Here is an 18,778-nt window from a genome sequence, read left to right on the forward strand (position 1 = left end):
GCGGCCCGTTAGCGTGGGGGCATGGCCGCCAAGGACGAAGCACTCCCCCTCCTCCGTGCCGCGCTCGACGAGGCCGGTGTGGCCTGGGAGCCGGCCGCCACCGACCCGTACACGCTGGTCGCCACCCTGCCCGGCACCCGCAAGCTGTCCACCGCCTGCGCCCTGCGGGTCGGCGACCACACGCTGTCGGTGAACGCCTTCGTGATCCGCCGCCCGGACGAGAACCACGAGGGCGTCTACCGCTGGCTGTTGGAGCGCAACACCCGGCTCTACGGCGTGGCCTACGCGATCGACCGGCTCGGCGACGTCTACCTGGTCGGCCGACTGCCGCTGGAGGCCCTGACCGCCGAGACGGTCGACCGGCTGCTCGGCACCGTGCTGGAGAACGCCGACGAGCCCTTCAACACCCTGCTGGAACTGGGCTTCGCCACCGCGATCCGCCGCGAGTGGGAGTGGCGCACCAAGCGCGGCGAATCCACCCGCAACCTCACCGCCTTCGCCCACCTGGCCACCGAGAACCCGCCCGCCGACAGCTGAGCCCCGCCGGGGCGGGGCCGGTCCGAGCGGTTCGGTGGGCTGCGATGTCGGCTCCGGGGAGCCGGTCCGAGCTGTTCGATGGGCTGCGACGCCGGCTCGGGGGCCGGCCCGAGCGGGCGTCAGGCCGCTACGGCGACCGGTTCGGTGGGCTGCGACGCCGGCTCGGGGGGCTGGGGCGAGCGGCGGCCGATGGGGACGAACGCGACGGCCGCCAGGGTGCCCGCGGCGGCGCACGCGCCCCACAGCGCCCAGCTGCCCGCGTACTGCAGCAGCAGGCCGCCGGCCAGCGGGCCGACGAAGGACGCCAGCGACCAGGAGAGCGAGTACACGCCCTGGTAGCGGCCGCGGGCCCGGGCCGGGGAGTGCTCGGCGACCAGCGCCATCATGGTCGGCGCGTTCACGATCTCGCCGATCGTCCACACCGCCACCGTCACCGCGTACAGCGCGGCGGACGAGCCGGCCACCGCCGTCAGGCCGAAGCCCCAGCCGATCAGCAGCGCGCTCGCCACCAGCAGGGCGGTGCGGTTGCGGCCCTCCATCAGCCTGGTCAGCGGCAGTTGGAGCAGCACGATCAGCACCCCGTTGAGGCTGGCCACCAGGCCGTACTGGGCGGTCGTGATGCCGTGCTCGCCCATGTCCACCGCCAGCGTGGTGGAGCCCTGCTGGAAGACCAGCGCCAGCAGCAGGTTCACCCCGACCACCGCCATGAACGGGCCGTCCCGGAACACCGAGCCCAGGCCGATCGCCGGGCCCGACGGCTCGTCGGCCGCCTCCTCGACGGCCTGCGACAGCGTCTCGGGGACCTTCGCGAACACCACCACCGCGCACAGCAGGGTGGTCAGCGCGTCCAGCAGGAACAGCGTCAGATAGCCGTGCACGGCGATCAGACCGGCCACCGCGGCGGAGGCGCCGAAGCCGATGTTGATCGCCCAGTAGTTCAGCGAGTACGCCCGCACCCGGTCGGCGGGCGGCACCAGGTCGGCGATCATCGCGGAGACCGCCGGCCGGGAGGCGTTGTTCGCCAGGCCGACCAGGAACGCCACCGCGGCGATCGCCACCGGCCCGTCCGCGAAGCCCAGCACCGCCGTGAACACCGCCGTGGACACCTGCGCCACCAGCAGCGTGGGCCGCCGCCCGAGCCGGTCGGTCAGCACCCCCGCGCCGAGCGCCGCGACGGCCGAGCCCAGCCCGAACAGGCCCGCCACCAGGCCCGCGTAGGACGCCGAGTAGCCCCGGTCCACCGTCAGGTAGAGCGCCAGGAAGGTGACCACGAAGCCACCGAGCCGGTTCACCAGGGTGGACGTCCACAGCCACCAGAACTGGCGTGGCAGCCCGCCCGCGGCCCTGCGTACTTCGGACACCAGGCGGGCGGCGAGGGGCATGGGGGCTCCCGGAGCAACGGAAACGGTAAGAAGCAAAATTGCTGAACGCACATTACGGCGCACGTGGACAGCCCGGCCAGCGAATTTCCCCCTCCACTAAACTGACCCCATGGCTGACACGACCTACCGCTTGATCCTGCTCCGCCACGGCGAGAGCCAGTGGAACCAGAAGAACCTCTTCACCGGATGGGTCGACGTCGACCTCAACGAGAAGGGCGAGAAGGAGGCGGCCCGCGGCGGCGAACTGCTGCTCGCCGAGGGCCTGCTGCCGGACGTGCTGCACACCTCGCTGCTGCGCCGCGCGATCCGCACCTCGCAGATCGCCCTGGACAAGGCCGACCGCCACTGGATCCCGGTCCGCCGCAGCTGGCGCCTGAACGAGCGCCACTACGGCGCCCTGCAGGGCAAGGACAAGGCCCAGACCCTCGCCGAGTTCGGCGAGGAGCAGTTCCAGCTCTGGCGCCGCTCGTACGACACCCCGCCGCCGGCCCTCGCCGACGACTCCGAGTTCTCGCAGGCCGGCGACCCGCGCTACGGCGAGATCCCGTCCGAGCTGCGCCCGCGCACCGAGTGCCTCCAGGACGTCGTCCAGCGCATGCTCCCCTACTGGTACGACGCCATCGTGCCGGACCTGGCCGCCGGCAAGACCGTCCTGGTCACCGCCCACGGCAACAGCCTGCGCGCGCTGGTCAAGCACCTCGACGGCATCTCCGACGAGGCCATCGCCGGCCTCAACATCCCCACCGGCATCCCGCTCGTCTACGAGCTCGACGCCGACTTCAAGCCGGTCAACCCCGGCGGCCGCTACCTCGACCCGGAGGCTGCCGCGGCGGCCATCGAGGCGGTCAAGAACCAGGGCAAGAAGTAACGCACCTTCTCCCGCAGCCCCCTGCCCGGCGCAACGACGCCCCGGCCCAGGGGGCTGTTCCGTGTCCGGGTGCGGGTCCGGCTCCGGGTGCGTCAACTGCCGGGCGGGGGTGAGTGGTTCAGACCACAAAGAATGGTTCAGACCATTGACGGGAGTCGGCGGGGCTTCTAGCGTGGGGGCACTGTCGGCGCGGGCATGCCAATGCTGGCCGCACCCCCACGCGGCTCCGCGCGTGCCCGCGCATGTACTCCATCCACCCCCACGGAGGAGCACCATGCGCAAGCGCAACATCCTGGCGGTCGGCATCGCGGCCGCCGCAGCGACCCTGGCGACGGCGATCCCCGCCAGTTCGCACGGGTACATCACCACCCCGCCGAGCCGGGCCGGCCTGTGCGGGGCCGGCGTCGTGAAGAGGTGCGGCGACATCCAGTGGGAGCCGCAGAGCGTCGAGGGCCCGAAGGGCTTCCCGGCGTCCGGGCCGGCCGACGGCACGCTGTGTGCGGGCGCGGACGCGCGCTGGGCGCCGCTGGACGACCCGCGGGGCGGCGCCTGGCCGACCACCAAGGTCACGGCCGGGCAGCAGCTGACGCTGACCTGGAGCATCGAGGCGCGGCACGCCACCACGTCGTTCCGGTACTTCATCACCAAGCCGGGCTACGACGCGACCACGAAGATCACCCGGTCGAACCTCAACCTCACCCCGTTCCTGACCGTGCCGATGGGCGGCAAGCAGCCCCCGGCCACGCTCAGCCACACCGCGACGCTGCCGTCCGGCCTGACCGGCCACCAGGTGATCCTGGCGGTCTGGGACATCGCGGACACCGGCAACGCGTTCTACCAGTGCATGGACGTCACCTTCTGACGCACCGCACGACGTGAGGGCCGGGCACCCGTAGGTGCCCGGCCCTCACGGTCGCCGTCAGTGGCCGCCGCCGCAGCAGTCGCCGGTCGCCGCGCCGCACTGGCAGGGCGCGCCGGACTGGCAGCCGCAGCCGCAGCCCGGGCCGCAGCCGCAGCCCGCGGCGAGGATCGGCAGCAGCTGGGCCGCGGCCGGGGCGAGCGGGCTCGGTGGGGGAGTGGTCGGATTGCCGGTCGTCTTCATCGCGCTGCATCCTCCTCGTCCGGGCGGAGCCGGGCAGCCCGGTGGACGCCCGTCCCTTCGAGTGAAACGCCGCCCTGACGCGCCGTCAACGGGCGCGCGGAAGTGGGAGGTTCGCGCGGCGTGCGCCCCCGTGGGGGCGCACCGGAGAAACGATTACTCCGCCGAGTCCGCGGTCGCGATGAACTCGTCCACGTGCTCGCCGGTGACCAGGAAGACCACGCGCTTGGCGACCGAGACCGCGTGGTCGGCGAAGCGCTCGTAGTAGCGGCCGACCAGGGTGACGTCCACCGCGGTCTCGATGCCGTGGTGCCAGCGGTCGTCCAGCAGGTGCGAGAACAGCTCGCGGTGCAGGGCGTCGATGGCGTCGTCGTCCGCCTCCAGCTCCAGTGCCTTGTCCACGTCCTTGGTGGCGATCACCAGGCCGGCCTTGGCCACCAGGCGCTGCGCGAGCTGCCCCATCTCCAGCACGATCGGGTGCAGGTCGTTCGGGACGGCGGTCTCCGGGTAGCGCAGCCGGGCGACCTTGGCGACGTGCCGGGCCAGGTCGCCGCAGCGCTCCAGGTCGGAGCTCATCCGCAGCGAGGTGACCACGATCCGCAGGTCGGTGGCGACCGGCTGCTGGCGGGCCAGCAGGTCGATGGCCCGGTTCTCCAGGTCGTGGTGCAGGTTGTTGATCTTCTCGTCGGCGGCGATCACGCTCTCCGCCAGCTCCAGATCCGCGTCCAGCAGTGCGGTGGTGGCCCGTCCCATCGCCGAGCCGACCAGCCGGGCCATCTCGACCAGGCCGTCGCTGATCGAGTCGAGTTCCTCGTGGTACGCGTCGCGCATTGCGCTCTTCTCCTCCAGTACCGGTGTCGGTGGCGGTGCCGACCGGACGCCTCGCACCGGGCGGCCCGATGCGGGGCCGACCGAACGGACGGCCGCTGCTGGTGGCGCGAATGGTAGCCGCGTCACCGCCCACACGGGCTTGCACGGCCCAGAATTGTTCGTTCGAGCGACCTCCCACGGCCTCAGCGGTGAATCAGCAGCATCGTGAAGGTGAATTCTCGGCAACGCCCGGCCGATGCCTTGATCGCACCCTTACGGAGCCCGCCCGGCCACCATTTACGCTGGCAGGCATGGACGTGAACGTGGCCGCCGCCGCTGCCTGCGCCATAGCCGGGCTCGGCGTCGGCCTCACCGCCTCCATCGCCTTCCGTTGGAGCGAGCGCGAGCAGAACCGGGGAAGCGGCGGCAGCAGCAGGAACACAGGACCGGAACCCCTCCAGGAACCGGCCCTGCCGCCGGGCGTGGACACCGTGCTCTCGGTGCTGCGCTCCTGCGCGATCGTGCTCGGCGACGGCGACGAGGTGGTCAAGGCCTCCTCCGCCGCCTACGCGATGGGCCTGGTCCGCGGCGGTGCGGTGGCCGTGGAGCAGATGCTCTCGCTGGCCCGCTCCACCCGCCGGGACGGCGAGATCCGGCAGATCGAGCTGGAACTCACCCGCCCCGGCGCCTCCGCCCGGGCCGCCGAACCGCTGGCGGTCTCGGTCCGGGTCGCCCCGCTGGGCTCCCGGCTGGTGCTGGTGCTGGTCGAGGACCGCACCGAGCGCCGCCGGATCGAGGCGATCCGCCGCGACTTCGTGGCGAACGTCTCGCACGAGCTGAAGACCCCGGTCGGCGCGCTCTCGCTGCTCTCCGAGGCCGTCGCGGACGCCGCCGACGACCCGGAGGCGGTGCAGCGCTTCGCCGGCCGGATGCAGGTCGAGGCCACCCGGCTGGCCAGCCTGGTCCAGGAGATCATCGACCTCTCCCGGGTCCAGGACGACCAGCTGAAGGTCGACCCGGAGCCGGTCTCGGTGGACGAGCTGATCGCCGAGGCGATCGACCGCTGCCGGCAGACCGCCGCCGCCAAGCAGATCGTCATCGCCGCGGGCGGCACCACCGGCCTGTACCTGGTCGGCAACCGCGGCCAACTGGCCGCCGCGCTCGGCAACCTGGTGGAGAACGCGGTGAACTACAGCCCGCCGCGCACCAGGGTGGCGATCGCCACCCGCCGGATCTCCAGCGCCGCGGCGCTGGGCGAGGCGGACGGCGAACTGATCGAGATCTCGGTGACCGACCAGGGCATCGGCATCTCGGAGAAGGACCGCGAGCGGATCTTCGAACGCTTCTACCGGGTGGACCCCGCCCGCTCCCGCCTCACCGGTGGCACCGGCCTCGGCCTGTCCATCGTCAAGCACGTCGCCGCCTCGCACCGCGGAACCGTGTCGGTGTGGAGCGTCGAGGGCCAGGGTTCCACCTTCACACTGCGGCTCCCCGCCGGGCAGGCCCCGGTCGAGAACCGCGCATCCTCAGCAGCACCCACACTTCCTGCCCCGGAGGCCCGATCGTGACCCGTGTACTGGTGGTCGAGGACGAGGAGTCGTTCAGCGACGCCCTGTCGTACATGCTCCGCAAGGAAGGCTTCGAGGTGGCGATCGCCGCCACCGGGCCCGACGCGCTGGAGCAGTTCGAGCGCAACGGAGCCGACCTCGTGCTGCTCGACCTGATGCTGCCGGGCCTGCCCGGCACCGAGGTCTGCCGCCAGCTGCGGGTCCGCTCCAACGTCCCGGTGATCATGGTCACCGCCAAGGACAGCGAGATCGACAAGGTCGTCGGGCTGGAGATAGGAGCAGACGACTACGTCACCAAGCCCTACTCCACCCGCGAGCTGGTCGCCCGGATCCGCGCGGTGCTCCGCCGCCGCGGCGAGGACGCGAACGGCGACGGCGCCGCCGCCCCCGGCGCGCTGGAGGCCGGCCCGGTCCGGATGGACGTCGACCGGCACGTGGTGACGGTGGACGGCGCCAAGGTCGACCTGCCGCTGAAGGAGTTCGACCTGCTGGAGATGCTGCTGCGCAACGCCGGCCGGGTGCTCACCCGGATGCAGCTGATCGACCGGGTGTGGGGCGCGGACTACGTCGGCGACACCAAGACCCTGGACGTCCACGTCAAGCGCCTGCGGGCGAAGATCGAGCCCGACCCGGGCGCGCCGCGCTACCTGGTCACCGTCCGCGGCCTGGGCTACAAGTTCGAGCCGTAAACCGCGACACACCGCGAAGGGGCCCCGCCGCGGCGGGGCCCCTTCGCGGTGGTGCGGGGTGTCAGTGCGCGGGGGCCGACGGGCTGCCCGCCGGGGCGCTCGGCGAGCCGCTCGCGGTGGCGCCGGCGGTCGGCGACGAGGTCGCGGCCGGGGAGGCGCTGCCGGTCGGCGAGGCCGAGGACTTGGTCTGCGGGCCGAAGCCCTGGTAGTAGCCGGCGGCCGGCTGCACGTTGGCGTTGGCGGAGACGTCGCCGGCGCTCTTGAACGTGAAGGTGGTCGGGGTGTAGCCGCCGACCGAGACCTTGGCGTTCGACGCCTGGGCGTTCGCGGCGCCGCCCTTGCCGCCCAGCAGCACCGACTCGCCCGCGTGGATGACGATCTGCGAGACCTGCGCGCCGTTCTCGTCGGTCAGGGTCGCGGAGGTGCCGCCGACCTTGATCCCGGTCAGCACCAGGTCGTCCTTCGGCGCGATGTTGGCGATGTTCGCGGTGACGGCGACCGGGCCCGCGTACTCGCCGGCCGAACCCTCGGGGGCGACCACGACGATGTTGTTGAGCTTGACCGAGTTGTCGATCGAGGTCGCCGCGTTGTCCGGCTTGATCTGCAGGGTGTCGGCGTCGTTGCCCGCCGCGCAGGCGGACAGCGGGACGATCGCTGCGAGGACGAGGGCGGCGGCAGCGCCGCGTCGAAGGCTCCGGCTCACGGCGGCGACTTCTCCTTGGGGGACGATCCACGGAAGAGGGGATCACGGTCGGTGGTCGAGGGCCACACTACCGACCACACATATCCGGGAATCACGGGGTGGCCCCGTGTCGCGGTCCGATCACGATCCGGACCGTTCGGCGAGTCGGAGGCAAAAACTCAAGATCCAATCATGGTTTCGGGAGTGTGACCAGAGGTTTCGCCGCCCAGGTCAGACCGCCTCCGACCTGCGGGAAGCCCCCGTCGAACACCGGTCGCAGCACGCGACGGGGGTGGTTGTCAAGCCCTGGAACCCGCCCTGACCTGCGAAAACGCCCTTCGGGTCAGCCGAAAAGCGTGTTATTCTGGAAAGCCACGGAAGGGGTCCTGTCACATGACGTTCAAGGTTGGCGACACGGTGGTCTACCCCCATCACGGGGCTGCGCTGATCGAGGCCATCGAAACTCGCCAGATCAAGGGTGTGGACAAGACCTACCTGGTGCTGAAGGTGCAGCAGGGAGATCTGACGCTCCGCGTCCCCGCGGAGAACGCCGAGTTCGTCGGTGTCCGCGACGTGGTGGGCCAGGAAGGCCTGGACCGCGTTTTCGAGGTGCTTCGCGCGCCCTACACCGAAGAACCCACCAACTGGTCGCGCCGCTACAAGGCGAACCTGGAGAAGCTCGCGTCCGGCGACGTGATCAAGGTCGCCGAGGTGGTCCGCGACCTGTGGCGCCGCGAGCGTGAGCGCGGCCTGTCGGCCGGCGAGAAGCGGATGCTCGCCAAGGCGCGCCAGATCCTGGTCAGCGAGCTCGCGCTCGCCGAGAACACCAACGAGGACAAGGCCGAGACGCTGCTCGACGAGGTCCTCGCCTCCTGAGGCAGAGGCCCTGACGACAGCTTCGAGGGCAGCCTCGAACCCGGCTCGGCTCGACGCAGCGCCCGAGGGTACCCGAAAGGGCGCCTCGGGCGCTTCGCCATGCCCGGAAGTCGAGTGGCACGGTGAAGCGGTGACGGAAGGGGCGGCGCGGTTCCACTAACGTGCAGTCAGGAAGGGGGCCTGCCCGCTCGCGAATCCGCGTTCGGCACGGCCATACCCATCGCGACCAAGGAGCCAAACCTGAACGCCTCAGCACAGCTCGCGGCAGCGGTCGTCCCGGCCGCCGGACGCGGCGAGCGACTCGGCCCCGGCGCCCCCAAGGCGCTGCGCGAACTCGGCGGCGTCCCGCTGCTGGTGCACGCGGTCCGGGCGCTGGCCCGCAGCCGGGCGGTCGGCCTGGTGGTGGTGTGCGCGCCGCCGGACGGCGTGGCGGAGGTCGTCGCGCTGCTGGACAGCCACGGCCTGGACGGCAAGGACGTCCGGGTGGTGCCCGGCGGCGCCAGCCGGCAGGAGTCGGTGCGGCTCGGGCTGGCCGCGATCCCGGCCGGCACCCGGGTGGTGCTGGTGCACGACGCGGCCCGCCCGCTGGTGCCCGTCGAGGTGGTGGACGCGGTGGCCGCCGCCGTCCGGGCCGGCGCCGAGGCGGTGGTGCCGGCGGTGCCGCTGGCCGACACCGTCAAGCGGGTCGAGCCGCAGCCGTCCGGCCCCGAGCCGGTGCTGGACACGCCCGACCGCTCCACGCTGCGCGCCGTGCAGACCCCGCAGGGCTTCGATCTGGCCGGCCTGGTCGCGGCGCACGGGAAGGCCGTCGCCGAGGGCATCGAGGTGACCGACGACGCCGGGCTGATCGAGCGCTTCGGCGGCCGGGTCGTCGTGGTGCCCGGCCACGAGGAGGCGTTCAAGGTCACCCGCCCGCTGGACCTCGTGCTCGCCGAGGCCGTACTCGCCCGCCGGAGGGCCACCGATGCCTACTGAGAACACCGCCCCGATCCTGCCGCGGATCGGCGTCGGCACCGACGTGCACGCCTTCGAGGCCGGCCGGCCGCTGCGGGTGGCCGGGCTGGACTGGCCGGGCGAGACCGGCCTGGCCGGGCACTCGGACGCCGACGTGGCCGCGCACGCCGCCTGCGACGCGCTGTTCTCCGCCGCCGGGATCGGCGACCTGGGCGCGCACTTCGGCACCGACCGCCCCGAGTGGGCGGGCGCGGCCGGCGTGGCGCTGCTCGGCGAGGCCGCCCGGCTGGTGCGGGAGGCCGGCTTCGAGATCGGCAACGTGGCGATCCAGGTGATCGGCGTCCGGCCGAAGATCGGCAAGCGCCGGGCCGAGGCCCAGGCCGCGCTGTCGGCGGCGGTCGGCGCGCCGGTGTCGGTCTCCGGCACCACCACCGACGGCCTGGGCCTGACCGGCCGGGCCGAGGGACTCGCCGCGATCGCGACGGCGCTGGTCTACGAACGGCCCGCCGCCTAGGCTGAGATGACGGACAGTCATCTCTCTGGTGCGGGAGGAATCGTGGGCGTCGAGCTCGACGACAACGTGAAGAAGCTGCTGGACACGAAGAGCTTCGCGGTGGTCTCCACCGTGCAGCCTGACGGCAGTCCGCAGTCCTCGGTGGTGTGGGTGCGGCGGGACGGCGACGACATCCTGTTCTCCACCGTGCAGGGGCGGCGCAAGCACCTGAACCTGGTGCGGGACCCGCGGGTCAGCGTGCTGATCAACCCGGCGGACAGCCCGTACCAGTACTTCGAGGCGCGCGGCGAGGTCACCATGACCACCGAGGGCGGCCGGGAGCTGATCGACGAGCTGTCCCGCAAGTACCGCGGCCAGGACTACGCGTGGGACGGGCCGGACGCGGTGCGGGTGGTGGTGAGGCTCAGTCCGCGCAAGGTGGTCGCCAACTTCTGAGCATGGCGCGCCAAGTGGCTGGAAGGTGGCGGGGCACCCCCCGCCGCCCACTACTCTGGACGCTGTGAGCCTTCGCCTGTACGACACCATGACCCGCCAGGTACGCGACTTCGTCCCGCTGGTGCCGGGCTGTGTCTCGATCTACCTGTGCGGTGCAACCGTGCAGGCGCCCCCGCACATCGGGCACATCAGGTCGGGACTCAACTTCGACGTGATGCAGCGGTGGTTCCGCTACCGCGGCTACGAGGTCACCTTCGTCCGCAACGTCACCGACATCGACGACAAGGTGATCGCCAAGGGGCGCGAGCAGTCCACCGAGTGGTGGAAGATCGCGCACGCCAACGAGCGTGCGTTCAACGAGGGTTACGACGCCCTCGGCTGCCTGCCGCCGAGCGCGGAGCCGCGGGCCACCGGCCACGTGCCGGAGATGATCGAGATGATGCGCGGCCTGATCGAGCGCGGCCACGCGTACGAGGCCGACGGCAACGTGTACTTCGCGGTCACCACCTACCCGGACTACCTGGCGCTCTCCAACCAGGAGTTGGAGAACCTGCGGCAGCCCTCCGGCGACAACGAGACCGGCAAGCGCGACCCGCGCGACTTCGCGATGTGGAAGGCCGCCAAGCCCGGCGAGCCGAGCTGGGAGACGCCGTGGGGCCGCGGCCGCCCCGGCTGGCACCTGGAGTGCTCGGCGATGGTGCACAAGTACCTGGGCACCTCGTTCGACATCCACGGCGGCGGGCTGGACCTGATCTTCCCGCACCACGAGAACGAGATCGCCCAGTCCAGGGCGTACGGCGACGACTTCGCCAACTTCTGGGTGCACAACGCCTGGGTCACCATGAGCGGCGAGAAGATGTCCAAGTCGCTGGGCAACTCGGTGCTGGTCTCCGAGATGGTGCAGCGCTGGCGGCCGATCGTGCTGCGCTACTACCTGGCCGGCCCGCACTACCGCTCGATGATCGAGTACAGCGAGGAGTCGCTGCGCGACGCCGAGACCGCGTTCCAGCGGATCGAGGGCTTCATCGAGCGCGCCGTCGAGCGCTGCGGCATGGTCGACGCCGCGCCGGAGGTGCCGTTGGCCTTCGCCGAGGCGATGGACGACGACCTGGGCGTGCCGCAGGCGCTGGCCGTGGTGCACACCGCCGTCCGGCAGGGCAACAGCGCGCTCGGCGCGGACGACAAGGAGTCCACCGCGGCCCGCCTCGGCGAGGTCCGGGCGATGCTCGGCGTGCTCGGCCTCGACCCGCTGGACGAGATGTGGGCCGGCGGCGGCAGCCAGGGCGAGGAGCTCACCGGCGTCGTCGACGCGCTGGTCGCGCTGGTCCTGGAACAGCGCCAGGCGGCCCGCGCCCGCAAGGACTTCGCCACCGCGGACGCCATCCGCGACCAGCTCGGCCACGCCGGGCTGGCGATCGAGGACACCCCGTCCGGCCCGCGCTGGACGATCAACCAGTAGCCCCTCGGGGCGCGTGGGGGCCGTACCCTTTGTATGGGTGCGGCCCCCGCGCACGAAGCAGACGCAGAGACAGGAAGTACAGCCATGGCCGGCAACAGCCAGCGCAGGAACCGCCGCAACCCCGGATCGAAGAAGGGCGCGAGTGTCGGTACCGGCGGCCACAGCCGGAAGGCACTGCAGGGCAAGGGCCCGACGCCGCCCGGCGCGGAGCGCAAGGGACACCCCAAGCAGCGTGCCGCCAACGCGGCGCTGAAGCGCGAGCGCGACGCCAAGTCCCGCGCCGGCATGCGCCGGTCGGGCGGTCCGCGCAGCGGCCGCGGCGGCGCGGGCGCGGCCGAGCTGGTGGTGGGCCGCAACTCGGTGGTCGAGGCGCTGCAGGGCGGCGTGCCCGCGACCGCGCTGTACGTGCAGCAGTTCATCGACACCGACGACCGCGTCCGCGACGCCTTCCAGGCCGCCAACGAGCGCGGCATCCCGCTGATGGAGGCCCCGCGCCCGCAGCTGGACCAGATGACCGGCGGCCTGAACCACCAGGGCCTGGTGCTCCAGGTCCCGCCGTACGAGTACGCGCACCCGGACGACCTCCTGGAGGAGGCCGCCAACATCGGGCAGGACGCGCTGATCATGGCGCTGGACGGCGTCACCGACTCCCGCAACCTGGGCGCCGTGGTCCGGTCCGCCGCCGCCTTCGGCGCGCACGGCGTGGTCATCCCCGAGCGCCGCGCGGCCGGTATGACCGCCGGCGCCTGGAAGACCTCCTCCGGCGCCGCGGCCCGGCTGCCCGTGGCCCGCGCCACCAACCTGACCCGCGCGCTGGAGGCCTACCAGAAGGCCGGCCTGATGGTGGTCGGCCTGGCCGCCGACGGCGAGGCCGAGATCGGCGACCTGGACGCGCTGACCGGCCCCGTGGTGATCGTGGCCGGCTCCGAGGGCAAGGGCCTGTCCCGCCTGGTGTCGGAGACCTGCGACCTGCGGGTGCGGATCCCGATGCCCGGTCAGACCGAGTCGCTGAACGCCGGTGTCGCCGCCGGCATCGTGCTGTACGAGGCCGCGCGGATGCGTGCCAAGCGCTAGGCGCCGGAGCCGGGCGTCCGGTGTCGGACGTGGGGGCACCAAGCGCTAAGTCGACTGTTACTGTGCGTGACATCAGGCTGCTCGGTGCGTCATTTTCGTGAGTCGTCCGGTCGGGTTCGGTCGAGCCCGATCGGATTTCTCATGATCGCTTCAAATCCTCGCCCGGGATGCACCCGGGAGAGTGTCCTCCGGGCCCGTCACCCGGTTAGAGGGGTGTGGACACCAGAACACCTCGGCGTTTCGGGCAGCGCCCCGCGGCGATAGACGACGGCCCGGGCCTCAACACGGTCCGGGTTCCGTCCGACCCGGCGAAGCTCAGCAGCACCCAGGCCAGTTTCCGGGTCAGGCTCTCCGGCCCGGTGACCGCATTGATCGACCCCCCGGCCGGCGCCGCCTTCGGCGACCCGTACGGCCTGCAGCACGGCGCCCGTCCGCTGGTCACCCCGCAGGTCGTGGTGCCCGCGAAGGCCGCGGTGCCCGCGCTGGCCGGGATCACCGCCGCCTCGGTCACCGGCGCCGCACCCCGCCGCAAGACCCGGGTGGTCACCTGGAGCGGCCAGGCCGGCCCCGGCGACACCGCCGCCACCCAGCTCCTCGAAGCCGTCCGGCTGAACACCGTGCCCGCCCCGGCGAAGGCCTTCGCCGAGCAGGACACCCAGCAACTTCAGGCCGTCCCCCGGCAGTACGGCGCGGGCTCGGGTACCGGCTCCGGCACAGGCTCGGGCTTCGGCTCGGACGAGACCTCGCGGGTGGGCATCGCCGAACTGCTGGACGACTCCGTGCGGGTCGGCGGGCACAGCTGGCACCCCGAGGGCGAGCTGCCCGAGATGCCGTCGCTCGGCGAGGGCTCCAGGCACGCCTGGTACCCCGGCCGCCGGGTCGACCTCGGCCTGGTCCTGCTGCCGCTGCGGGTGCTGCTCGGCTCGCTGTCGGTGTACGCGGGCTTCAGCAAGCTGTGCGACCCCGTGTACTTCGACGGCGGCGAGCGCGGCTCGATGATGCGCTGGCTGTCCTCGCTGCACCCCTGGAAGGTCGCCCAGCCGCTGCTGGACTTCGCCATGGCCCACCCCGTCGGAGCCGGCCTCGCGGTCGCCTTCGCGGAGATCGTCATCGGCGTGCTGTCCATCCTGGGCCTGTGGCAGCGACTCGCCTCCGGCGCGGCGATGGCACTGTCCGCGGCCCTGCTGTTCACCGTCAGCTGGAAGGCGGTGCCGGCCTACGACACCCCCGACCTGATCTTCCTCGCGGCCTGGAGCCCGCTGCTGATCGCCGGCGCCCCGTTCGCCTCACTGGACGGACGGATCGCCCTGGAGGCCTTCCGCCGCCACGGACCCGCCGAACCCGCCGCCGTCCGACGGCGGATGCTGCGCCGCCGCTCGGTCGTGACCGCCGTGGTGGTCGGCCTGACCCTGCTCACCGGCTCGCTGCTGGGCGCCGCGGTCCGCACCGGCCGCACCGCACCGGTGCACCCGCCGACGGACTACGGATCCCCGGTGTGGCCGAGCAACGGCCCCTCGCCCTCCCCGGCCACGCCCTCGCCGACGCCGTCACCGTCCCCGAGCAAGGCCACGCCCTCGCCGAGCCGCAGCAACGGGACCAAGCCCAAGCCCAGCGCCAGCACCACCGGCGGCGGCTCCTCCACCTCGTCCCCGCACGCCGGGACGGGCAACGGGGCCGGTTCCGGAAGCGGCTCCGGGACGGGTGCCGGCACCGGCTCCACCGGCGGCGCCGGCACGCCCAGCACCCCCCGGTCCCAGCCCTCGCACGGGGTGATCGGCGGGCTGCTCGGCAGCGGGCCGCCTCTGCTGGAACTCGGCATGCGGCCGACAGCCGCGGGCGGAGGGGTCTGACGGGCCTTCGGCACAGCGGCAGGGCCCCTTCCGGGAACTCTCCCGGGAGGGGCCCTTCGCTGTGCGTCGAGCTGCGTGAAGGCGAGCTGTGCGAGGGCGAGATGTTGTGGGGGAGGGTGCGAAAAGAGGGGCGCTGGGGGTACCCCCAGCGCCCCTGTCGGGCCGTGCTGCCCCTACCCGACCACTCCCGCAGCGAAGGAGCCGTCGCAGACCGGGCGGGCGAAGGAGCGGGCGCGCTGGACGTCGCCCTGGTACTTCTTCACCGCGGCGCGGCCGAGCTCGCCGGCCAGGGTGCTGCAGTACGGGGTGAGGGAGGGCTTCTCGCGCATGGTGCGCTCCAGGAGGTCGAGCGCGGTGCCCGGGTTGTGGTTCTTGAGCTCCTCCATCAGGTCGACCCGGAGCGCTTCCTGCGCGGCCAGGCCCTGGGTGTTGGGGGAGGTGGAGGTCCGGCCGATGGAGCCGTCCCCACTGGACGCCGCAACCACCTGCTGGTCCAGCCCCGTCGGCGGGGCCCATGGAACGCGGGTGACGGCGAGGGTGCCGGTGGTCACCAGGATCACCGGCAGGGTGAGGGCAACGGTCTGGCCGATTCGGCGAACGAGCTGTTTCACGCACAGGAGAGTAGCGGTGCGTGGCGGAACAGGCGCGCCGCGTTACCCCAACGAGTGACCAGTGTCCTGTTTTGTTCCGCCATGAGGTTGACGCGGGGCCCCGGGAACGGCGGAACCCCCTGCCGACCGCCGTGGGCAGGGGGTTCCGTGTGTTCGTCAGTGACGTGCGCCGGCCGTCAGCGGCTGAGGCGCGCGCCGGTGGTGGCGAAGACGTGGGTCTCGTTGCCGACCGGGACGACGTGGATGGTCTCGCCGCGCTGCGGGATCTCCCGGCTGTGCACGCGGACCACGATGTCCTTGTCCTGGCCCGACACCTGGGTGGTGCCGTAGACGAAGCCGTCCGCGCCGAGCTCCTCGACCACGTTGACGGTGACCGCGACGCCCTCCAGGCCGCCGGCCGGGACGATCTGGAAGTGCTCGGGGCGGATGCCCACCACGACGTTCTTGGCGTCGCCGGCCTTCGACAGGTCCTCGCGGTCGATGTTGATCACCGAGCCGCCGAACTTGACGCCGCCGTCCACCAGCGGAACCTCGACCAGGTTCATCGCGGGGGAGCCGATGAAGCCGGCCACGAACAGGTTGGCGGGCCGGTCGTACATGGCACGCGGGGCGTCGACCTGCTGGAGCACGCCCTTGTCGAGCACCGCGACGCGGTCGCCCATGGTCATGGCCTCGGTCTGGTCGTGGGTGACGTAGACCGTGGTGATGCCCAGGCGGCGCTGCAGGCCGGCGATCTGGGTACGGGTCGAGACGCGGAGCTTGGCGTCCAGGTTCGACAGCGGCTCGTCCATCAGGAAGACCTGCGGCTGGCGGACGATCGCACGGCCCATCGCGACACGCTGGCGCTGACCGCCGGAGAGCGCCTTCGGCTTGCGGTCCAGGTACTCGGTCAGGTCGAGGATCTTGGCGGCCTCTTCGACCTTGGTGCGGATGTCCGCCTTGTTCACGCCGGCGATCTTCAGGGCGAAGCCCATGTTCTCGGCGACGGTCATGTGCGGGTACAGCGCGTAGTTCTGGAACACCATCGCGATGTCCCGGTCCTTCGGCGGCAGGTGGGTCACGTCGCGGTCGCCGATGCGGATGGCGCCCTGGTTCACGTCCTCCAGGCCGGCCAGCATGCGCAGGGAGGTGGACTTGCCACAGCCGGAGGGGCCGACCAGGACGAGGAACTCGCCGTCGCCGATCTCCAGGTCGAGCGCGTCGACCGACGGCTTGTCGGCACCCGGGTAGACGCGGGTGGCCTTGTCGTACGTCACAGAAGCCATGCTGCTTCGCTCCTTCACCGGCAGGAACGTGCCGGACGATCCGAGTAAAGGTTGGGTTGTCTGAACCGCTCCGAGTGGTCTGGACCATCGACCCTCCAGCGCGGTTCCTCGTGACGCTACCTGGCAGTTCGTCGTTTTGTCAGCCCTCAACCCCCCTTGCTCCCGCATCGATCAGGTCACGACCCCACCCCTCCCCCTCCCCGCCCCACCCCCAACCGCCCGCATCCGCCCGCCCCCGCCCGGTACACTGCCCACTGGTACCGCCGCGTATCCCGCGGCCGGTCACCACGCCTCCTTAGCTCAGCTGGCCAGAGCACCGCTCTTGTAAAGCGGGGGTCGTCGGTTCGAACCCGACAGGGGGCTCCGTGAACCACCTTGGATGAGCTGCAGGTTGGCCTTCTGGGGGGGCTTGATCACCGGCGTCGGACTTCTCGTCCGGGGCCGTTTGCGTGAGCGGATGGCCTGATCGTCTCCAAGGGCTACCCAATGCGCCCTCGACCAGGGGGTCGAGGGCCGATCATCTGGTGATCGCGGAGAGCCGCCGTCGCAGGGGCTCCTCAAGGTCGAGGCTGTCGCCTCGAGTAGTGGCCTGCAGCAATTCAGTGATGACGACCAGTTCGGCGAACTGCCCGGCCGGCGTGTCGAGGATGCGGGCGAGTCGGTGACGGACCTGGGCGGCGGTGTCCGGAACGAGGAGGCTGTACGAGTGCAGCAGCGCCGCGTCGTACCCGGCAGGCGCGACGCCCCAGCCTTCCCAGTCGAGCACCGTAAGGGCCGGACTTGTGAGGTTGGCCCAGTGCAGGTCACCGTGGGCCGTTGTCCAGGAGGTCACTTTGGTGTCGATCGGGATGCCCAGGTACTGGGGCATGGCGCGATCCAGGTATTCCTGCCGAACCGCCACCCGGTCGCTGGGAACGGTGGCGATGGCGTCGAGGGCGGTGCTGAGCGAGTCCCACCAGGCGTCGTCCAGGTCGGGTGCTTCCCGAAGGATCGGCTCGTGGGTAGCGATGGTCGAGGCAGTGATCTTGTCGTACAGCTCCGCCAGGTAGCCGTGCTCGCCCTCGGTCCAGGTACGCCGCACCCGCAGACGTGGCCTGGGTACCGCAGGAGGCATGAGTCGTTCTGCCTCCTGCGGTCCCTCCCAGAGCTTTCCGCCAGCCTTGTCAGCCGGGGCGGACACCAGTCGGAGCCAGCCCTCGCCGGACGCGGTGGCGACCGCGCGACCGAGGGTGCGTCCGCGCCAGCCCCACGCTTCGCGCGAGCCGATCGGTGTCGCGTCGAGCGCCGCTGCGGCTGTGGCGTGCATCCCGCGCATCCGTCCGGCGGTGTCCGGTTCAGGTTCCGAGTACATCAACGACCCTTCGCAGGACGTCCGGAGACAACAGCGGACGGCCGACGGCATCGGCGGCCTGCGTCCAGTGTTCCGGATTCCCCGTCGACAGAAGTACGCGTTTCACTCCGGGGGTCGAGGCGACGACGGCGAGGGCAGCCTGCGCGGGAGTACTGCCGGGGCTGATCAGGTCGGTCAGCTCGCGGGTCAGGATGTCGGGGATCTCGCCACCGTGGAGTGGGGCGGAGGCGAACACCTCCAGTCCCGCATCCAGGGCATCGGCCAACGGGCCTTGCCCGTCGAGGGCTTGGGCGACGGGTGCGAGATGAATGAGGGAGACCGGGAGTTGGATGGCCCGTAGGTGGTGGTTCGGGCCGCCGGCCTTGGTCGCGAGTTCGAGCAGGGTGGACACGTCGAAGAGTCCGCTGCTGAAGCCACACCAGGTCGCGACCCCGTAGGCACCGATCGTGTGTTGGCTGCACGCCTTCTCCATGGAGAGGAAGGCGGCGTACAGCCGGTCGGCGATCTCGCCTTCCTGGCAGCCGTGTTCTGGGTTGTGCAGGAACACCAGGTCCGGGACTCGGCCGAGCATGCGTTTGCTGCGGGCGACCTGCCAGGCGATGTAGTCGGGCGCGAGGCAGTGCCCCTGCTCGGCGTCCTCGGCGGACAGCGCGCCCGCACGCATACTGAGGTGCTTGGCGCTCGGCGGGAGGAAGCCCAGCCCACCTTCGTGGAGACCCGCAGGTCAGGGTAAGCAGCCAGGGCCAGCGATGTC

General features: G+C 71.8%; 20 protein-coding genes and 1 tRNA gene. 13 read left to right on the forward strand and 8 right to left on the reverse strand.

Annotated features, from left to right (window positions below; translation table 11 throughout):
* The first annotated feature begins 21 nt into the window (after window positions 1-21).
* Window positions 22-537, forward strand: a complete 516-nt coding sequence (locus tag CG736_RS24100) for a YbjN domain-containing protein (RefSeq protein WP_100588270.1) — start codon at window positions 22-24, stop codon at window positions 535-537.
* Window positions 538-656: 119 nt separating this feature from the next.
* Here CG736_RS24100 and CG736_RS24105 read toward each other — a convergent pair whose 3' ends face one another.
* Window positions 657-1,919, reverse strand: a complete 1,263-nt coding sequence (locus CG736_RS24105) for an MFS transporter (RefSeq protein WP_100588271.1) — start codon at window positions 1,917-1,919, stop codon at window positions 657-659.
* Window positions 1,920-2,028: 109 nt separating this feature from the next.
* Between CG736_RS24105 and CG736_RS24110 the strand changes: the two genes are divergently transcribed.
* Together CG736_RS24110 and CG736_RS24115 are read left to right on the forward strand one after the other, a co-directional pair.
* A complete protein-coding gene (locus CG736_RS24110) occupies window positions 2,029-2,787 on the forward strand; it encodes a phosphoglyceromutase (protein ID WP_043914930.1) in 759 nt (252 codons plus the stop codon).
* Between the two features lie 274 nt (window positions 2,788-3,061).
* On the forward strand, window positions 3,062-3,649 hold the full coding sequence (locus CG736_RS24115) for a lytic polysaccharide monooxygenase (RefSeq protein WP_043914929.1): 588 nt from the start codon (window positions 3,062-3,064) through the stop codon (window positions 3,647-3,649).
* 57 nt (window positions 3,650-3,706) lie between these two features.
* On the opposite strand, the gene CG736_RS24120 is transcribed toward CG736_RS24115, so the two are convergent.
* Entirely contained in the window at window positions 3,707-3,889 is a 183-nt protein-coding gene (locus tag CG736_RS24120; RefSeq protein WP_100588272.1) for a hypothetical protein, read from the reverse strand.
* 153 nt (window positions 3,890-4,042) lie between these two features.
* Window positions 4,043-4,717, reverse strand: a complete 675-nt coding sequence (gene phoU / locus CG736_RS24125; RefSeq protein ID WP_043914925.1) for a phosphate signaling complex protein PhoU — start codon at window positions 4,715-4,717, stop codon at window positions 4,043-4,045.
* A 290-nt stretch (window positions 4,718-5,007) separates the two neighbouring features.
* Here phoU and CG736_RS24130 point away from each other — a divergent pair, with 290 nt between their 5' ends.
* Entirely contained in the window at window positions 5,008-6,264 is a 1,257-nt protein-coding gene (locus tag CG736_RS24130) for a cell wall metabolism sensor histidine kinase WalK (protein WP_100588273.1), read from the forward strand.
* Window positions 6,261-6,953, forward strand: a complete 693-nt coding sequence (locus CG736_RS24135) for a response regulator transcription factor (RefSeq protein ID WP_043914922.1) — start codon at window positions 6,261-6,263, stop codon at window positions 6,951-6,953. The genes CG736_RS24130 and CG736_RS24135 overlap by 4 nt, the downstream gene beginning before the upstream one ends.
* Before the next feature lie 61 nt (window positions 6,954-7,014).
* Here the strand turns inward: CG736_RS24135 and CG736_RS24140 are convergent, their stop codons facing one another.
* The gene (locus tag CG736_RS24140) at window positions 7,015-7,656 is read right to left on the reverse strand and encodes a DUF461 domain-containing protein (RefSeq protein WP_100588274.1); all 642 of its coding nucleotides are present in this window, start codon (window positions 7,654-7,656) and stop codon (window positions 7,015-7,017) included.
* Between the two features lie 372 nt (window positions 7,657-8,028).
* On the opposite strand from CG736_RS24140, the gene CG736_RS24150 reads away from it, so the two are divergent.
* From CG736_RS24150 to CG736_RS38690, 7 genes are all read left to right on the forward strand, one after another.
* Window positions 8,029-8,511, forward strand: a complete 483-nt coding sequence (locus CG736_RS24150) for a CarD family transcriptional regulator (protein WP_014136563.1) — start codon at window positions 8,029-8,031, stop codon at window positions 8,509-8,511.
* Window positions 8,512-8,724: 213 nt separating this feature from the next.
* On the forward strand, window positions 8,725-9,486 hold the full coding sequence (gene ispD, locus CG736_RS24155; protein ID WP_369880415.1) for a 2-C-methyl-D-erythritol 4-phosphate cytidylyltransferase: 762 nt from the start codon (window positions 8,725-8,727) through the stop codon (window positions 9,484-9,486).
* Window positions 9,476-9,979, forward strand: coding sequence for a 2-C-methyl-D-erythritol 2,4-cyclodiphosphate synthase (gene ispF / locus CG736_RS24160; RefSeq protein ID WP_100588276.1), 504 nt, complete (start codon window positions 9,476-9,478; stop codon window positions 9,977-9,979). Before ispD ends, ispF begins: the two co-directional genes overlap by 11 nt.
* 42 nt (window positions 9,980-10,021) lie before the next feature.
* Window positions 10,022-10,414, forward strand: coding sequence for a PPOX class F420-dependent oxidoreductase (locus tag CG736_RS24165; protein ID WP_100588277.1), 393 nt, complete (start codon window positions 10,022-10,024; stop codon window positions 10,412-10,414).
* A 64-nt stretch (window positions 10,415-10,478) separates the two neighbouring features.
* Complete coding sequence (gene cysS / locus CG736_RS24170; protein ID WP_100588278.1) at window positions 10,479-11,873, forward strand: cysteine--tRNA ligase; 1,395 nt, start codon at window positions 10,479-10,481, stop codon at window positions 11,871-11,873.
* An 84-nt stretch (window positions 11,874-11,957) separates the two neighbouring features.
* Complete coding sequence (rlmB, locus tag CG736_RS24175) at window positions 11,958-12,947, forward strand: 23S rRNA (guanosine(2251)-2'-O)-methyltransferase RlmB (RefSeq protein WP_100588279.1); 990 nt, start codon at window positions 11,958-11,960, stop codon at window positions 12,945-12,947.
* 359 nt (window positions 12,948-13,306) lie between these two features.
* Complete coding sequence (locus tag CG736_RS38690; protein ID WP_304528216.1) at window positions 13,307-14,797, forward strand: DoxX family membrane protein; 1,491 nt, start codon at window positions 13,307-13,309, stop codon at window positions 14,795-14,797.
* A gap of 173 nt (window positions 14,798-14,970) precedes the next feature.
* On the opposite strand, the gene CG736_RS24185 is transcribed toward CG736_RS38690, so the two are convergent.
* Together CG736_RS24185 and CG736_RS24190 are read right to left on the reverse strand one after the other, a co-directional pair.
* Entirely contained in the window at window positions 14,971-15,408 is a 438-nt protein-coding gene (locus tag CG736_RS24185; protein WP_043914914.1) for a hypothetical protein, read from the reverse strand.
* A gap of 176 nt (window positions 15,409-15,584) precedes the next feature.
* Window positions 15,585-16,673 (reverse strand): ABC transporter ATP-binding protein, encoded by a 1,089-nt coding sequence (locus tag CG736_RS24190; RefSeq protein WP_043914913.1) that lies wholly within the window; start codon window positions 16,671-16,673, stop codon window positions 15,585-15,587.
* 289 nt (window positions 16,674-16,962) lie between these two features.
* Here CG736_RS24190 and CG736_RS24195 point away from each other — a divergent pair.
* Window positions 16,963-17,036, forward strand: a tRNA-Thr gene (locus CG736_RS24195).
* A 154-nt stretch (window positions 17,037-17,190) separates the two neighbouring features.
* Here CG736_RS24195 and CG736_RS24200 read toward each other — a convergent pair.
* Together CG736_RS24200 and CG736_RS24205 are read right to left on the reverse strand one after the other, a co-directional pair.
* Window positions 17,191-17,979 (reverse strand): hypothetical protein, encoded by a 789-nt coding sequence (locus CG736_RS24200; RefSeq protein ID WP_232734136.1) that lies wholly within the window; start codon window positions 17,977-17,979, stop codon window positions 17,191-17,193.
* A gap of 28 nt (window positions 17,980-18,007) precedes the next feature.
* On the reverse strand, window positions 18,008-18,688 hold the full coding sequence (locus CG736_RS24205; protein ID WP_232734137.1) for a hypothetical protein: 681 nt from the start codon (window positions 18,686-18,688) through the stop codon (window positions 18,008-18,010).
* Between the last annotated feature and the right edge of the window lie 90 nt (window positions 18,689-18,778).

Source organism: Kitasatospora sp. CB02891 (assembly GCF_002803145.1).
GTDB classification, from domain to species: Bacteria; Actinomycetota; Actinomycetes; order Streptomycetales; family Streptomycetaceae; genus Kitasatospora; species Kitasatospora griseola.

Coding starts and splice junctions, on each gene's coding strand:
- CG736_RS24100 (WP_100588270.1), top strand. CDS start 22: ATGGCCGCCAAGGACGAAGCACTCCCCCTCCTCCGTGCCGCGCTCGAC.
- CG736_RS24105 (WP_100588271.1), bottom strand. CDS start 1,919: ATGCCCCTCGCCGCCCGCCTGGTGTCCGAAGTACGCAGGGCCGCGGGC.
- CG736_RS24110 (WP_043914930.1), top strand. CDS start 2,029: ATGGCTGACACGACCTACCGCTTGATCCTGCTCCGCCACGGCGAGAGC.
- CG736_RS24115 (WP_043914929.1), top strand. CDS start 3,062: ATGCGCAAGCGCAACATCCTGGCGGTCGGCATCGCGGCCGCCGCAGCG.
- CG736_RS24120 (WP_100588272.1), bottom strand. CDS start 3,889: ATGAAGACGACCGGCAATCCGACCACTCCCCCACCGAGCCCGCTCGCC.
- phoU (WP_043914925.1), bottom strand. CDS start 4,717: ATGCGCGACGCGTACCACGAGGAACTCGACTCGATCAGCGACGGCCTG.
- CG736_RS24130 (WP_100588273.1), top strand. CDS start 5,008: ATGGACGTGAACGTGGCCGCCGCCGCTGCCTGCGCCATAGCCGGGCTC.
- CG736_RS24150 (WP_014136563.1), top strand. CDS start 8,029: ATGACGTTCAAGGTTGGCGACACGGTGGTCTACCCCCATCACGGGGCT.
- ispF (WP_100588276.1), top strand. CDS start 9,476: ATGCCTACTGAGAACACCGCCCCGATCCTGCCGCGGATCGGCGTCGGC.
- rlmB (WP_100588279.1), top strand. CDS start 11,958: ATGGCCGGCAACAGCCAGCGCAGGAACCGCCGCAACCCCGGATCGAAG.
- CG736_RS24190 (WP_043914913.1), bottom strand. CDS start 16,673: ATGGCTTCTGTGACGTACGACAAGGCCACCCGCGTCTACCCGGGTGCC.
- CG736_RS24200 (WP_232734136.1), bottom strand. CDS start 17,979: ATGCACGCCACAGCCGCAGCGGCGCTCGACGCGACACCGATCGGCTCG.
- CG736_RS24205 (WP_232734137.1), bottom strand. CDS start 18,688: ATGCGTGCGGGCGCGCTGTCCGCCGAGGACGCCGAGCAGGGGCACTGC.